Consider the following 14540-nt stretch of genomic DNA (forward strand, 5'->3'; position numbering starts at 1 on the left):
GGGCGGGGTGGGTTAGGTGAGGGTTTGCAGGGCCTTGGCGTAGGGGGCGGGGACGAAGTGGGGGCCGGTGGGGGTGAAGACGTCGGAGGTGGTGGCGGTGGGCCAGGCCGCTGGGGGGACCGCGTCGACCAGGGTGCGGACCACCGGGGCGTCGCGCCACTGGTCCTGCTCGGCGAGCAGGCTCAACGCCACCACCGACTCCTCCACCTCGCCGACGCACTCGAACGGCTTGTGCCCGTCCACGCCCAGCAACTCCCGGTAGCCGGGGATCTGCGCCTCGTCGGCCAGCAGGTCGCCGCCGAAGATGCCGACCACCCGCTCCCGGGGCATGAACGGGGCCATGGCGAGGAAGACGAACCGGCACTTCGGGCAGTTGCGGCACCAGCGGGCGCTGGCGTCGCGCAGCTTGAACGCGGCGTTGCAGCTGGTCACCACCGCGTCGTAGCGGTCGATGGTGGCGAACAGCCGGGCGATGTGCAGCTCCGACAGCGACCGCAGCAGCGAGAAGTACGGCTCGGTGAGCCCGGCGTGCTCGGCCAGCGCCGCCCGCAGCAGCCCCTCGGCCTCGACCCCCTTGGACCACTGGTGGTTGATCTCGTGACCGTTCCAGATCAGGTTCGGGTCGGACGCGGACCGCTCGTTGGACATCACCACCGGCCCGAGCCCGTGCAGCACGGCGGTGGCGACCGCGATCAGCGAGTTGATCGCGGTGACCGGGATGTGCCCGTTGCGCGCCCCCGCCGCGTTCAGGTCGAACAGCACCGGGTCGAGCCGCCGCCGGGCGGCCAGCGCGGGCAGCCCGGACGCCTCGTTCACCGAGACGATCACGTGGTTGGGGTTGACCGAGAAGGGCACCGGGTCGAAGCCGGCCCGGCGCAGCGCCTCCAGGCTGACGATGGAGTCCTTGCCGCCGCCGACGGCCGACAGCGGACGACGGTCGGAGTCGTCATACACCCGGGGTGGCGGCACCTCGCCGGCCGGCACCTCGGGGCGCAGCTCCAGCACGTGCGGGAGCTGGTTGCGGTAGGCGTACTCGGCCAGACCCCTGGTGTAGACGGCGGTGACCAGCGCGGTGGCGGCGGACCCCAGCGGCGCGGGCAGCACCAGCCTCGGCGGCGCGGCGGCCTTGTAGTAGCTGACCCCGGCGACCACGTGCAGCAGCTCCAGGACCCGGCCCAGGGTGGCCACCGTCTCGTCCGACGGCGGCCCGGACGGCAGCGGCAACGTGATCACCTCGGTGAACCGCTGCTCACCGTCGGGGCCGGTCAGGGCGTAGTCGAACGACACCTCGCCGGTGGCGAGGTCGATCGAGTACGACGGGAAGGTGAAGGCGTCCATCCGCCGGAGCTGCTCGTTGGGCACACGCCATACTAGGCCCTGGTTCGTCCGGTCGGGTCCGCTGTGCCGGAGGCGGGCCGGTGCCTCACCGTCGACACCTCAGGGAGAGTTCGTGCGCCTGTCCGATCTGCGCGGCCGTACCGTCGCCGTCTGGGGGGCCGGCCGGGAGGGCCGCGCCGCCGTGACCGCCATCGCCGCGCACGGCCCGGCCGACCTGGTCGCCGTCGACGACAGCGCCAACTTCCTCAGCCTGCCCTGGGAGGGTCCGCTCGCCGAGGCCGCGCCGCTGGTCACCGGCGAGCAGGCGTACGCCCGGCTGGCCGCCGCCGAGATCGTGGTGCGCTCCCCGGGGGTGCCCAACACCCACCCGTGGCTGGTCGAGCTGCGCGAGCGCGGGGTCACCGTCACCCAGGGCACCGCGCTGTGGATGGCCGACCACGCCGACCGGACCATCGGGGTCACCGGCAGCAAGGGCAAGTCGACCACGTCCAGCCTGATCAGCCACCTGCTGGCGGCGGTGGACCGGCCCAACGTGCTGGGCGGCAACATCGGCGTGCCCACCCTCGACCTGCCCGACGCCGAGCTGTACGTGCTGGAGCTGTCCAGCTACCAGTGCAGCGACCTGACCGAGTCACCCCGGGTCGCGGTGGTCACCGCCCTGTTCCCGGAACACCTGGACGCCCACGGTGGTGAGGCCGAGTACTACCGGGACAAGCTCAACCTGATCGCGTACGGCCCCCGGACGGTGGTGGTCAACGGCAACGACCCACGGCTCGCGCTGGAGTTGGGCGACCGGGCGGCGATCCGCGCCGGCCTGCCGGACACCGCGCACGTCGCCACCGGCCCGGACGGCACCGACTGGTTCCACCTCGGCGACCGGCCGCTCTTCGCCCGGGGTGTCCTGCCGCTTGTCGGCCGGCACAACGCGGGCAACCTCTGCGTGGCGCTCGCGGTGCTCGACGCGCTGGGGGTCGACGTGGTCGCCCACAAGGACACCCTGGCGGTGGCGGTCGCCGGGTTCCACGGGCTGGCCCACCGGCTCACCGAGATCGCCGACCCGTCCGGCCTCACCTTCGTCGACGACACCCTCGCCACCAGCCCGTACGCGGCGATGCACGCGATCGACGCGTACGACGGGCGACCGTTGACGGTGATCGTCGGCGGCACGGACCGGGGGTTGGACTACACGCCGCTGGCCGCCCATCTCGCCGAGCGGGAGCTGACCGTGATCGGGATCCCGGACAGCGGTTCCCGGATCGTCGCGGCGCTGGCCGGGCTACCGAAGGTGCGTACCGAGGTGGTGGACGACCTGGTGGACGCGGTCCGGCTGGCCCGGTCGGTGACCCCGGTCGACGGGGTGGTGCTGCTCTCGCCGGCGGCGCCCAGCTATGGCCGGTTCCGCAACTTCGAGCACCGCTCCGAGGTCTTCGCCGAGGCGATCCGGGACACCGCCGCCGGCTGAGCCGCCGACCCGCGACCTCCACCCCGGCGCGGGCGGCGACCTCCACCCCGGCGGGCCGTGATCCCGACGACGCCGGGGCGGGTGACGCGGTGTCAGGTGTGGACGACCGCCGGGCTACACACTGACAGTTGTCGTCGGACGGTCGGGATGGCAGCGTGCGGGGAACGCGCAAGCCGCCGCCGCTGAAGGGTGTGCCGATGACCGCCGACGACCTGCTGGCCCGACACCGGGCCGTGCTCCCGTCCTGGATGCCGCTCTACTACGCCGAGCCGATCGAGCTGGTGGCCGGGTCCGGCCGCCGGGTCACCGACGCCCAGGGGCGCAGTTACCTGGACTTCTTCGGCGGCGTGCTGACCAACATGATCGGCTACGACATCCCGGAGATCCGCGAGGCGGTGGAGCGTCAGCTGCGGACCGGCCTGGTGCACACCTCCACCCTCTATCTGATCCGACAGCAGGTGGAGCTGGCCGAGAAGGTGACCTCGCTCGCCGGCATCCCGGACGCCCGGGTCTTCTTCACCAACTCCGGGACCGAGGCGAACGAGGCGGCCCTGCTGGTCGCCACCAACCACCGCCGGTCGCACCAGATCCTCGCCGTCCGCAACAGCTACCACGGTCGGTCGTACGCGACCATGGGGATCACCGGCCACCGGAGCTGGACGGCCAGCGCGCACAACCCGCTCCAGGTGGCCTGGCTGCACTCCGGTGAACGGCTGCGCGGGCTGCTCGCCCGGCTGCCCGAGGCCGACCGGATGGACGCCGCCGTGGAGGACCTGCGCGAGGTGCTCGCCACCCAGACCAGCGGCGACGTGGCCTGCCTGATCGCCGAGCCGATCCAGGGCGTCGGCGGTTTCGTCGCCCCGCCCGACGGGTTGTTCGCCGGCTGGCGCAAGGTGCTCGACGAGCACGGCATCCTGCTCATCTCCGACGAGGTGCAGACCGGCTGGGGGCGCACCGGCGAGCACTTCTGGGGCTACCAGGCGCACGGGGTCACCCCCGACCTGCTCACCTTCGCCAAGGGCATCGGCAACGGGTTCGCCCTGGCCGGGGTGGTCGGCCGGGCGGACATCATGGAGTCGGTGCCGGCGATCAGCTTCTCCACCTTCGGCGGCAACCCGCTCTGCACCGCCGCCGGCAACGCGGTCCTGGACTACCTGCGCGACCACGACCTCCAGGCCAACGCGGCCCGGGTCGGCGCGATCCTCCTCGACGGCCTGCGGGCCACGGTCGCCGACCTCGACGGCGTCGCCGAGGTGCGGGGGAAGGGCCTGATGCTCGCCGTGGAGTTCGTCCGGCCCGGTGGGCTGGAACCCGATCCGGCGTTGGCCGCCGGGGTCCTCGAGGCGTGCCGGGCCGGCGGCCTGCTGGTCGGCAAGGGTGGCCTGCACGGCAACGTGCTGCGGATGGGCCCGCCGCTGACCCTCACCGAGGACGAGGCCCGCGAGGGGCTGGCGATCCTGGTCGAGGCGATCCGCTCCGCCGTCGCGGCGGAGGCGACGCGATGAGCGGGCGCACCGCGCCGGACCCCACGGGCCCACGGCCCGGCCTCTCCGCCCCAGTGCCCGGCCCTTCCGCCCCACCACCGGAGCCGGCAGTCCCGCCAGCGGAGCCGGAGGGCGCGGCGGACCCGAAGGGCGCGGCGGCGGGGGAGCGCCGCATCGGGCACTTCGTCGACGGTAGGCGGATCGACGGGACGTCCGGCCGGCACGGGGACGTCTTCGACCCGGCGACCGGGCGGCGTACCGGTCGGGTGGCGCTGGCCGACGCGGCCGATGTCGCGGGCGCGGTCGAGGCGGCCGAGCGGGCCGCCCGGAGCTGGCGGGACGCCTCGCTGGCCCGGCGGACGGCGGTGCTGTTCGCGTTCCGGGAGTTGGTCCACGCCCGGCGGGACCGGCTCGCCGAGGTGATCACCGCCGAGCACGGCAAGGTGCTCGCCGACGCCGCCGGCGAGGTGCAGCGCGGCCTGGAGGTGATCGAGTACGCCTGCGGCGTCGCCTCGGCGTTGCGTGGGAGTTTCAGCGAGAACGTCTCCACCGAGGTCGACTCGTACAGCCTGCGGCAGCCGCTCGGGGTGGTGGCGGTGATCTCGCCGTTCAACTTCCCGGTGATGGTGCCGCTGTGGTTCGTGCCGGTGGCGGTGGCCTGCGGCAACGCGGTGGTGCTCAAGCCGAGCGAGAAGGACCCGGGCGCGGCGCTGCTGCTTGCCGAGTGGTTCGCCGAGGCGGGCCTGCCCGACGGGGTGCTCAACGTGGTCAACGGCGACGCCGAGGCGGTCGACGCGCTGCTGGACCACCCCGGGGTGAAGGCGGTGTCGTTCGTCGGCTCCACCCCGGTCGCCCGGCACGTGCACCAGCGTGGCACGTTGGCCGGCAAGCGGGTGCAGGCCCTCGGTGGGGCGAAGAACCACCTGGTGGTGCTGCCCGACGCCGATCTGGACCTGGCCGCCGACGCGGCGGTCAACGCCGGATTCGGCTCGGCGGGGGAACGGTGCATGGCGATCTCGGCGCTGGTCGCGGTGGCGCCGATCGCCGACGCCCTGGTGGCGAGGATCGCCGACCGGATGGCGGGGCTGCGTACCGGCGACGGTCGACGCGGCGGCGACCTGGGTCCGCTGGTCACCGCCGCGCACCTGGCGCGGGTCCGTGGGTACGTCGAGGCCGGGGTGGCGGCGGGCGCGGTACCGGTGGTGGACGGCCGGAACGTCGTGCCGGACGGCGAACCCGGTGGCTTCTGGCTCGGCCCGACCCTGTTCGACCACGTCACCCCGGACATGTCGATCTACACCGACGAGATCTTCGGCCCGGTGCTCGGCGTCGTCCGGGTCGGCTCGTACGACGAGGCGGTGGCCCTTGTCAACGCCAACCCGTACGGCAACGGCACGGCGATCTTCACCAACGACGGTGGGGCGGCCCGGCGTTTCCAGCACGAGGTGGAGGTCGGCATGGTCGGGATCAACGTGCCGATCCCGGTGCCGACGGCCTACTACTCGTTCGGCGGCTGGAAGGCGTCGCTCTTCGGTGACCTGCACGCCCACGGCGAGGACGGGGTGCGGTTCTTCACCCGGGGCAAGGTGGTCACCAGCCGCTGGCTGGATCCGCGCCACGGCGGGGTCAATCTCGGCTTCCCCACCCAGACCTGAACAGCCGGTGCCCCGCCACCTGAAGATCGCGCTCGATCCACGAAGGAGTCCCCTCGTCGCGGCGGGACCCCACTGTTTCGTGGTTGGAACGCGATCTTGGCAGGGGGCGCGACGCGGGTGGGGCGGGGTCAGCCGGCCGGGGGCACCAGGAGGGCGTGCAGGGCCAGTGGGTCGGTGACCTCGGGCAGGGTGCGGGCGGCCAGCCAGGCGGCCCCTGCTGCACCGTCCCCGGCCGTGTGGAGCGGGGCGTCCGGCCAGCGGCGGCCGGCCTCGGCCCGGACCGCCGTGCCGAGCGGGGTGTCGCCGGTGAGCAGCCCGCCGCCGAGCACCAGCGGCGTCGTCGTCCCGTCCGGGCGGAGCCGGCCGGCGCTGGCGACCAGGTGCGCGGCGGCGCGGTGGAGCAACTCGACCGCCACCGGCTCACCGCCACCGGCAGCCGCCTCGCCTCGGGGGATCGATCCCGGCCGGCCGTCGGCGGCGGCGTCGACAGCAGTCGCGTCGAGTGGTGGGATCGTTGCCGAACGGTCGGCGGCGGCGTCGACCACCAGCGGCGCGAGTCGGGCCAGGGCGATCGGCGGCTGCCGGGTGACCGTCTGGACCACGGCGTCCACGGTGTCCCGGGGCCGGGCCGCCACCTCGGCCGTGCCGAGCAGTTCGGCGAGCAGCCGCCGGCCGAGCGGGCCGGGCGCGGTGCCGGCGTCCAGGTCGGCCAGCAGCAGGCGGACCGCCTCCCGGCCCAGCCAGAATCCGGAGCCGGCGTCGCCGAGCAGCCAGCCGTGCCCGTCGGCGATCCGGTCCAGCCGCAGGTCGCGCACCTGGGCGGCGATCGCCCCGGTGCCGGCGATCAGGATCGTGCCGTCGGGTGCGGCGGTGCCGGAGGCGTAGCCGACGAGGGCGTCGCTGTGCACCGCGTACGGGCAGCGCAGGCCGGCGTCCGACCACGCCTGGTCGAAGGCGGCCCGGCCGGCCGGGTCGGCGCGCAACCGGCCGACCCCGGCCAGGCCGATGGCCCCGGCGCGGACCCGGGCCGGATCGACCTCGCGCAGTGCCTCCCGCAGCGTGGCCGACAGCTCGGCGGCGGCCCGGTCGGCACCGTGGCTGGTGGGGTTCCCGCCGCCGGCCCGGCCGGTGCCGAGGCGTTCGCCGGTGAGGGTCAGGGCGGTCGCCCGGGTGGACGTACCCCCGATGTCGAGGCCGACCACGACGGCGTCGGACGTCCTCACGGGCCTCCCGGGGCGCGGCGGTGCGGGTGCTGTCCATGCTGGTCGACCCGGTGCCCGAGGGCAAGACCGGTGGGCGGTGGCGGACCGGCGCGGCAGGTAACAGTTTGAAAACTTCGCCCACGGTCTTGACAGGAAGGGCCCTTCAGTAAGAACTTTTACCACTAACAGTTAACACTCTTTTCCGAAAGGCGCGTCGATGGCCGAGCATGAGGCGGACACCACCGCGGTAACCGCTGTGGTCGATGCCGAGCCGGTCGACCGGCGGGGCACCGACGGGGTGCTGGCCAGGGTCCGGGCCGGCGCGGGGGAGTTGACGGGAGCGTTGCGCCGGGTCGCCGAGCAGGTGCTCAGCGACCCGGAGGCGGCGGCCCGCGCCACCATCGTCGAGCTGGCCGAACGCAGCGGCACCTCACCGGCGACGATCACCCGGTTCTGCCGGGCGATGGGCTTCGACGGCTACGCCGACCTGCGGCTGGGCATCGCCTCCGAGACCGGCCGGGCCCGCTCGGCCGGCTGGACCGTGGACATCGGGCGGGAGATCCAGCCCGGCGACCCGCTGGCCCGGGTGCTCGACCAGATCATGGCCGCCGACACCCGGGCCATGCATGACACCGCCACCCTGCTCGACCTCGCCGAGGTGGAACGGGCCGCGGTGGCCATCGCCGGCGCGGCCCGGGTCAACATCTTCGGCGCCAGCGGCAGCGCACTGGTCGGCGAGGAGATGCAGTTCAGCCTGCACCGCATCGGGGTGGCGGCGTGGGCCTGGAGCGACGTGCACGAGGGGCTGGCCAGCGCCGCCCTGCTCGGCGTCGGCGACGTGGCGTTGGGCATCTCGCACACCGGGCAGACCCGGGAGACCATCGAGATGCTTGCCGAGGCGGGCAGCCGGGGCGCCACCACCGTGGCGTTGACCGGGTTCCCGCGCTCCCCGCTGGCCGAGCTGGCCGACCTCGTCCTGCTCACCGCCAGCCAGGCCACCACGTTCCGGCCGGACGCGCTGTCCGCCCGGCACCCCCAGCTCGTCGTGCTCGACCTGCTCTACATCGCCGTGGCGCAGCGCACCCACGACCGAGCCCACGCGGCCTTCCGGCGTACCGCCCAGGCCGTCGACGGGCACAAGGCCGCGAAGGGGACCACCTCATGATCAGCGCCCAGGGGTACGCACGGGCCGTCCGACCCGTCCTCGACCGGCTGGTCGACTCCCAGGCCGAGGCGATCGGCCGGGCCGCCGACCTGATCGCCACCAGCCTGCGGGCCGGCGGGGTGCTCCACGCCTTCGGCGCGGGCCACTCCGAGGCGTTCGCCGCCGAGTTGGTGGCCCGCGCCGGCGGTCTGGTCCCCACCAACCGGCTCAGCCTGCACGACCTGGTGCTGCACGGCGACGCCCCGCGCGACGTGCTCACCGACCCCAAGCTGGAACGCGACCCGGCTGTGGCCCACCAGCTCTACCCGCTGGCCCGACCGCAGCCGGCCGACGTCTTCCTGATCGCCTCCCAGTCCGGCATCAACGGCTCGGTCGTCGAGCTGGCGATGCTGGTCACCGGGCGCGGCCACCCGCTGGTCGCGGTCACCTCGGTCGCACACACCGCACGGGTCGCCCCCCGCCACCCGTCCGGTCACCGACTCGCCGACCTCGCCGACGTCGTGCTGGACAACGGCGCCCCGTACGGCGACGCACTGCTGCCGCTGGAGGGCGGCGGCGCGGTCTGTGCGGTCTCCTCGGTCACCTCGGCGCTGCTGGCGCAACTGGTGACCGCGGAGGTCGTCCGACGGTTCCACCAGGCCGGAGAGGTACCCCCTATCTACCTCTCCGCCAACGTCCCCGGTGGGGACGCGCACAACCTCGCCCTCGAGTCGCGGTACGCCGGGCGTCTCCGGCGCACCGCCTGACCCGAACACCCAAGGAGAGACGACGATGTCGAATACCCCCGAGAACCCGACCCCGCTGAGCCGGCGGAGCCTGTTGGGTCGTACCGCCGCGGCGGGCCTGCTCGCCACGCCGGTGGTCGGCCTGCTCGGCGCCTGCGCCACAAGCGGCTCCGACGAGGGCGACAACACCAAGGCGGAGGAGGGCACCAAGAGCGCCACCAACCCGCTCGGCGCCGCCGAGGACGCCCCGCTGGAGGTGGTCATCTTCAACGGCGGCTACGGCGAGAAGTACGCCACCGACGTGCACGAGCCGCTCTACAAGAAGGCGTTCCCCAAGGCGGAGATCAAGCACCAGTCCACCCAGGCGGTCTCCACAGTGCTCCAGCCCCGGTTCGCCTCGGGCAACCCGCCGGAGTTCGTCAACAACTCCGGCGAGAAGCTGATCGACTTCGGCTCGCTGGTCGCCGACGGGCAGCTGATGGACCTCACCGAGCTGTGGGACGCCCCGTCGGTCGACGACCCGAGCAAGAAGGTCCGCGACACCGTCGTCCCCGGCACCGTCGAGGCCGGCTCGTTCAACGGCAAGCCGTACGTCCTGTACTACGTCTCCACCGTCTTCGGCATCTGGTACTCGGGCAAGCTGTTCAAGGAGAACGGCTGGGCGCCGGCGAAGGACTGGTCGGAGTTCACCGCCCTGCTCGACAAGATCAAGACCAAGGGCATCACCCCGTACGGCTACGCCGGGGCGAACGCGGCCTACTACCAGTGGAACGTGATCCTGACCCACGCCGCGAAGATCGGCGGCACCGACGTGCTCAAGAACATCGACAACCTGGAGGACGGCGCCTGGCAGCAGGACGCCGTCAAGCAGGCCGCCGAGGCGTGGGCCGAGATCGGCGCGAAGTACGTCGACAAGAGCTTCGAGGGGCTCAAGCACACCGACGTGCAGCTGCGGCAGAACCAGTACAAGCTGGCCCTCTACCCCAGTGGCGACTGGCTGGAGGGTGAGCAGAAGAAGGACACGCCGGCCGGCTTCGACTACCAGCTGATGCCGGTGCCGAGCCTGTCCGGCTCGGACAAGCTGCCGGGCACCGCGGTACGCGCCACCGCCGGTGAGGGTTACTTCGTCTCGGCCAAGAGCAAGAACCCGCGCGGTGGTCTGGAGTACATGCGTCAGATGCTCTCGGTCGCCGGGGCGAAGGGCTTCACCGAGGTGGTCAAGGCCCCGACGGTGGTCACCGCCGGCAGCGCCGGCTTCGCCTTCCCGCCGGGGGTGGCCAGCTCGCAGGCAGCCCTCGCCGCCGCCGGCAAGGACGTGTTCAACCTGTACTTCGACGGCTGGTACAAGGAGCTCGACACGGAGGCGCGGACCGCCACCAACGAGCTGATGTTCGGCCGGATCAAGGCGGACGCCTTCGTGGAGCGGATCCAGAAGCGGGCCGACGCCATCAAGAAGGACAGCTCCGTCGCCAAGTTCACGCGCTGACCGATCGGAGTAGCGGGATCATGCGGCACGGCAAGTATCCGTTCGTGATCGGGTTCCTCTTCGCCCCGGTCACGCTGTACGTGGTCTTCGTCATCGCACCGTACGCGCAGGCGTTCCAGATCTCGATGACCAACTGGCGGGGGCTGTCCGCCCCGCAGTGGGTGGGCTTCGACAACTACCGGCGGCTGCTCGACGACGGGCGCTTCTGGCAGGCGGTCCAGCACCACGGCGTACTGCTGCTTGCCCTGCCGCTGATCACGATCGCCATCGCGCTGTTCTTCGCCTTCCTGCTCAACGTGGGCGGACGCAGCGTGGGCGGTCAGCGGCAGGGGGTCAGGGGGGCGGCGTTCTACCGGGTGGTGTTCTTCTTCCCCCAGGTTTTGGCGGTGGCCATCATCGCTGTGCTGTTCCAGATGGTGTACCGACCCAACGAGTCCGGCCTGATCAACGGTGTGCTGATGAAGTTCGGCCTGGATCCGGTGCTGTTCCTGATCCGGCCGAACCTGGCCCTGTGGTCGATCATCGCGGTGCTGGTCTGGCAGGCGGTCGGCTTCTACGTGGTGCTCTTCTCGGCCGGGATGTCCGCCATCCCGGGCGAGATCTACGAGGCGGCCGAGATGGACGGGGCGAGCAAGGTGATGCTCTTCTTCCGGGTCACCCTGCCGCTGCTCTGGGACACCCTCCAGGTCGCCTGGGTCTATCTCGGCATCGCCGCGTTCGACGCGTTCGCCATCGTCGCGGTGCTCTCGGTGGACGGCGGCGGCCCGGACGGCGCGACGACGGTGCTGGCGATGGAGATCTACCGCAACGCCTTCGTCTACTCGAAGTACGGCTACGCCTCGGCGATGGGCGTGGCGCTGTTCTTCCTCACCCTCACGTTCGCGGCGCTGACGCTGCGGTTGACCAAGCGGGAAAGCGTGGAGTACTGAGATGGCCGCACAGACGACGCTGCCGCCGACCTCGGCGGACACCCCGCCGGGTCGGCCCGCCACCCCCGCCCGCCGGGCCCGGCGAGAGCAGCATGAGGTACGACTGTTCAGCGGGCTCGGTCAGCTGGCGCTCGCCGTCTGGGCGGTGATCGTCATCGTGCCGATCCTCTGGACGTTCCTGGCCGCGTTCAAGAACACCGGCGAGATCTTCAGCAGCCCGTGGACACTGCCGGCGGAGCTACGCTGGGAGAACTTCGGCCGGGCCTGGACCAAGGCGCACATCGGCCGGTACTTCCTCAACAGCGTCTTCGTGGTGTCGTGCAGCACCTTCGGCACCATGCTGCTCGGCTCGATGGCGGCGTACGTGCTGGCCCGGTACAGGTTCCGGGGCAACCGGGCGATCTACTACCTGTTCGTCTCCGGGTTGGCCTTCCCGGTCTTCCTGGCGCTGGTGCCGCTGTTCTTCGTGGTCCGCAACCTGGGCCTGCTGGACACCCACACCGGCGTGATCCTGGTCTACATCGCCTACTCGCTGCCGTTCACCATCTTCTTCCTGGCCGCGTTCTTCCGGACGCTGCCGAACTCGGTGGCCGAGGCCGGCATGATCGACGGCTGCTCGCACACCCGGCTGTTCTTCCAGGTGATGCTGCCGATGGCGAAGCCGGGCCTGATCAGCGTGGCGATCTTCAACATCATCGGGCAGTGGGCGCAGTACCAGCTACCCCTGGTGCTGCTCTCCAACGCCAAGGACAAGTGGGTGCTCACCCAGGGCATCGCCGACATCTCGGTCAACGCCGGCTACGAGGCCGACTGGTCCGGCCTGTTCGCCGCCCTGACCATCGCCATCCTCCCCATGATCATCGTGTACGCGATCTTCCAGCGGCAGATCCAGTCCGGCCTGACCTCCGGCGCGGTGAAGTAGCCCGCCCCGGCGACGGGTTTGGCCAGCCCGTCGCCGAGGTGGCGGGGGTTTGGGCGGTCGGTGGCCGAGGTGGTGGTGGTCTGCCCGTCCGTGGTCGAGGTGGCGGCGAACGTCCGGCCTCGTGCAGGGCAGACACCAGATGCCCGGAGGTCGGTATGCCACTGAGGCATAAATATGCCTCAGTGGCATACCGACCTCCGCGCGATATCACCTCCGCTCCATCCCCCGTCCTGCCTCGTCCGTCGGGGGCCGCCGTCCCGTCCCGTCGGGCGCCGCCCGCCCCGTCCTGCCTCGTTCCGTCTCGCCCGCCCGCCTGCCCGTCTCGCCCCGTCCGTCTCGCCTGCTCGTCTCGCCTGCTCGTCCCGGCCGGCGGTCCACGCCCGTTGGTGACGACGACCGGTGGCCTGAGCTGCTGGCCGGGCGGGAGCGCGCCGGGGGGTGTCACAGGGACGGGGCAGAATCGGGGCGTGGCGGTGGCGGTGGCGGTGGTGGCAGGCGAGCGGGGCGGTGGAGTGCTCCGGCCGCTGGACGACGCCGGCCTACCGGTCGGGCCCGCCGAGGTGGTCGACGACCTGCCCGGGGCCGTCGCCGTCCGCGAGGCGGCCGAGCGCCCGCGCTGGGTGTGGTCGTCCGGCGCGGCGAGCTATCCGGCCCTGCTGCGCGCCGGGGTGCGGGTCGAGCGCTGCCACGACGTCGAGCTGACCGAGGCGCTGCTGCTGGGGCACGCCGGCCGGTGGGGCGAGCCGCGCTCGCTGGCTGCCGCGTACGCCCGGCTGGTCGGGGCCGCCGTCCCACCCGACCCGCCGCCCCGGCCGCCCGCGCCGCCCGGCCACGGCCAGGCCGCGCTCTTCGAGGCCGTTCCCGGCCCGCCGGCCCCCGGCATCGACGCCCTGACCCGGGTGTACGCCGACCAGCTCGCCCGGGTCGCCGCCACCGCGCCGCCGGGCCGGTTCCGGCTGCTGGTCGCGGCCGAGTCGGCCGGCGCGCTGGTCGCGGTCGAGATGGCCGCCACCGGGCTGCCCTGGCGGGCAGACGTGCACGACGCGCTCCTCGCTGAGCTGCTGGGTGAGCCGTCCCCGGTGGGTGGGCCGCCCCGGCGGCTGGCCGAGCTGTCCGCCCGGATCGCCGAGGCCCTCGGTGTCCGGCAACTGCACACCGACTCCCCGGCCGAGCTGTTGCGCGCGTTCGCCCGGGTCGGCGTGGAGCTGCCGAACACCCGGGCCTGGGTGCTGCGCGGCGTCGACCACCCGGCCGTGCCGCTGGTGCTCGAATACAAGGAGCTCTACCGGATCTGGACGGCGCACGGCTGGGCCTGGCGGGACGCCTGGGTCCGCGACGGCCGGTTCCGGCCGGAGTACGTCCCCGGCGGGGTGGTCTCCGGCCGGTGGGCGACCCGGGGCGGCGGCGCGTTGCAGATCCCCAAGGTGATCCGTCGGGCGGTGGTGGCCGATCCGGGCTGGCGACTGGTGGTGGCCGACGCCGGTCAGCTGGAGCCCCGGGTGCTCGCCGCGGTCTCCGGCGACGCCCGGTTGGCCACCGCCGGTGCGGCCGGTGATCTCTATGCGGCGCTGGCCCGGGATTCCTTCGGTGGTGACCGCGCACGCGCCAAGCTCGCCCTGCTCGGCGCGATGTACGGGCAGACCGGTGGGGCGGCGCTGCCCGCCCTGGCGGTGCTCAAGCGCAGCTATCCGACCGCCTTCGGTTACCTGGAGGCGGCGGCCCGCACCGGCGAGGCGGGCGGCCTGGTCCGCTCCTGGCTCGGCCGGACCTGCCCGCCGGGGACGGCGGGTCTCGGCGGCGGCGACGACGTCCCGTCGGACCCGGACGTCGGGTCGGATCCGCGCTCGCCCCGGGCCCGGGCGGCCCGGTCCCGGGGCCGGTTCACCCGGAACTTCGTCATCCAGGCCACCGCCGCCGAGTGGGCATCGACGCTGCTCGCCACGCTCCGGGGCGAACTGGCCGCGGTCGGCGGCGAACCGGCCGGAGCCGGCGGCGAACTGGTCTTCTTCCAGCACGACGAGGTCATCGTGCACTGTCCCGCCGAGCGCGCCGACGCGGTCGTCGACGCGATCCGCCGAGCCGGATCGCGCGCCTCGACACTGCTGTTCGGCAACACCCCGGTCCGTTTCCCCCTGGACCTCTCCACAGTCACCTGCTACGCCACCGCCTAAC

General features: G+C 72.9%; 11 protein-coding genes. 9 read left to right on the forward strand and 2 right to left on the reverse strand.

The features are described from left to right. Nucleotides 1–12: 12 nt before the first annotated feature. Complete coding sequence (locus AC0AIB_RS29820) at nt 13–1362, reverse strand: hypothetical protein (RefSeq protein WP_465097941.1); 1350 nt, start codon at nt 1360–1362, stop codon at nt 13–15. Nucleotides 1363–1450: 88 nt separating this feature from the next. On the opposite strand from AC0AIB_RS29820, the gene murD reads away from it, so the two are divergent. The 3 genes from murD to AC0AIB_RS29835 all read left to right on the forward strand — a co-directional run bounded on the left by murD (nt 1451) and on the right by AC0AIB_RS29835 (nt 5939). After that, nucleotides 1451–2800: a UDP-N-acetylmuramoyl-L-alanine--D-glutamate ligase gene (gene murD / locus AC0AIB_RS29825; protein WP_465097942.1), complete on the forward strand. Its 1350-nt coding sequence runs from the start codon at nt 1451–1453 to the stop codon at nt 2798–2800. Nucleotides 2801–2997: 197 nt separating this feature from the next. Then, complete coding sequence (locus AC0AIB_RS29830; protein ID WP_328345127.1) at nt 2998–4305, forward strand: aspartate aminotransferase family protein; 1308 nt, start codon at nt 2998–3000, stop codon at nt 4303–4305. Next, entirely contained in the window at nt 4302–5939 is a 1638-nt protein-coding gene (locus AC0AIB_RS29835; protein ID WP_465097943.1) for a CoA-acylating methylmalonate-semialdehyde dehydrogenase, read from the forward strand. The genes AC0AIB_RS29830 and AC0AIB_RS29835 overlap by 4 nt, the downstream gene beginning before the upstream one ends. A 128-nt stretch (nt 5940–6067) precedes the next feature. Here AC0AIB_RS29835 and AC0AIB_RS29840 read toward each other — a convergent pair whose 3' ends face one another. After that, a complete protein-coding gene (locus AC0AIB_RS29840) occupies nt 6068–7162 on the reverse strand; it encodes an N-acetylglucosamine kinase (protein ID WP_328345131.1) in 1095 nt (364 codons plus the stop codon). Nucleotides 7163–7358: 196 nt separating this feature from the next. Between AC0AIB_RS29840 and AC0AIB_RS29845 the strand changes: the two genes are divergently transcribed. The 6 genes from AC0AIB_RS29845 to AC0AIB_RS29870 all read left to right on the forward strand — a co-directional run bounded on the left by AC0AIB_RS29845 (nt 7359) and on the right by AC0AIB_RS29870 (nt 14539). Beyond that, on the forward strand, nt 7359–8306 hold the full coding sequence (locus AC0AIB_RS29845) for a MurR/RpiR family transcriptional regulator (protein ID WP_465097944.1): 948 nt from the start codon (nt 7359–7361) through the stop codon (nt 8304–8306). Then, complete coding sequence (locus AC0AIB_RS29850; protein WP_328345135.1) at nt 8303–9052, forward strand: SIS domain-containing protein; 750 nt, start codon at nt 8303–8305, stop codon at nt 9050–9052. Before AC0AIB_RS29845 ends, AC0AIB_RS29850 begins: the two co-directional genes overlap by 4 nt. 25 nt (nt 9053–9077) lie before the next feature. Then, nucleotides 9078–10517, forward strand: coding sequence for an N-acetylglucosamine/diacetylchitobiose ABC transporter substrate-binding protein (gene ngcE / locus AC0AIB_RS29855; RefSeq protein WP_328345137.1), 1440 nt, complete (start codon nt 9078–9080; stop codon nt 10515–10517). A gap of 20 nt (nt 10518–10537) precedes the next feature. Then, complete coding sequence (locus tag AC0AIB_RS29860; protein WP_328345139.1) at nt 10538–11446, forward strand: carbohydrate ABC transporter permease; 909 nt, start codon at nt 10538–10540, stop codon at nt 11444–11446. Nucleotide 11447: 1 nt separating this feature from the next. After that, nucleotides 11448–12368 (forward strand): carbohydrate ABC transporter permease, encoded by a 921-nt coding sequence (locus AC0AIB_RS29865; RefSeq protein ID WP_328345141.1) that lies wholly within the window; start codon nt 11448–11450, stop codon nt 12366–12368. A gap of 473 nt (nt 12369–12841) precedes the next feature. Then, entirely contained in the window at nt 12842–14539 is a 1698-nt protein-coding gene (locus AC0AIB_RS29870; RefSeq protein WP_465097945.1) for a bifunctional 3'-5' exonuclease/DNA polymerase, read from the forward strand. The last annotated feature ends 1 nt before the right edge of the window (nt 14540 follow it).

The organism is Micromonospora sp. DSM 43699, from assembly GCF_055517075.1.

What these genes read in the sequence shown, in the direction of transcription:
- AC0AIB_RS29830 (WP_328345127.1), top strand. Translation starts at nt 2,998, where the DNA reads ATGACCGCCGACGACCTGCTGGCCCGACACCGGGCCGTGCTCCCGTCC.
- ngcE (WP_328345137.1), top strand. Translation starts at nt 9,078, where the DNA reads ATGTCGAATACCCCCGAGAACCCGACCCCGCTGAGCCGGCGGAGCCTG.
- AC0AIB_RS29865 (WP_328345141.1), top strand. Translation starts at nt 11,448, where the DNA reads ATGGCCGCACAGACGACGCTGCCGCCGACCTCGGCGGACACCCCGCCG.
- AC0AIB_RS29835 (WP_465097943.1), top strand. Translation starts at nt 4,302, where the DNA reads ATGAGCGGGCGCACCGCGCCGGACCCCACGGGCCCACGGCCCGGCCTC.
- AC0AIB_RS29860 (WP_328345139.1), top strand. Translation starts at nt 10,538, where the DNA reads ATGCGGCACGGCAAGTATCCGTTCGTGATCGGGTTCCTCTTCGCCCCG.
- AC0AIB_RS29850 (WP_328345135.1), top strand. Translation starts at nt 8,303, where the DNA reads ATGATCAGCGCCCAGGGGTACGCACGGGCCGTCCGACCCGTCCTCGAC.
- AC0AIB_RS29845 (WP_465097944.1), top strand. Translation starts at nt 7,359, where the DNA reads ATGGCCGAGCATGAGGCGGACACCACCGCGGTAACCGCTGTGGTCGAT.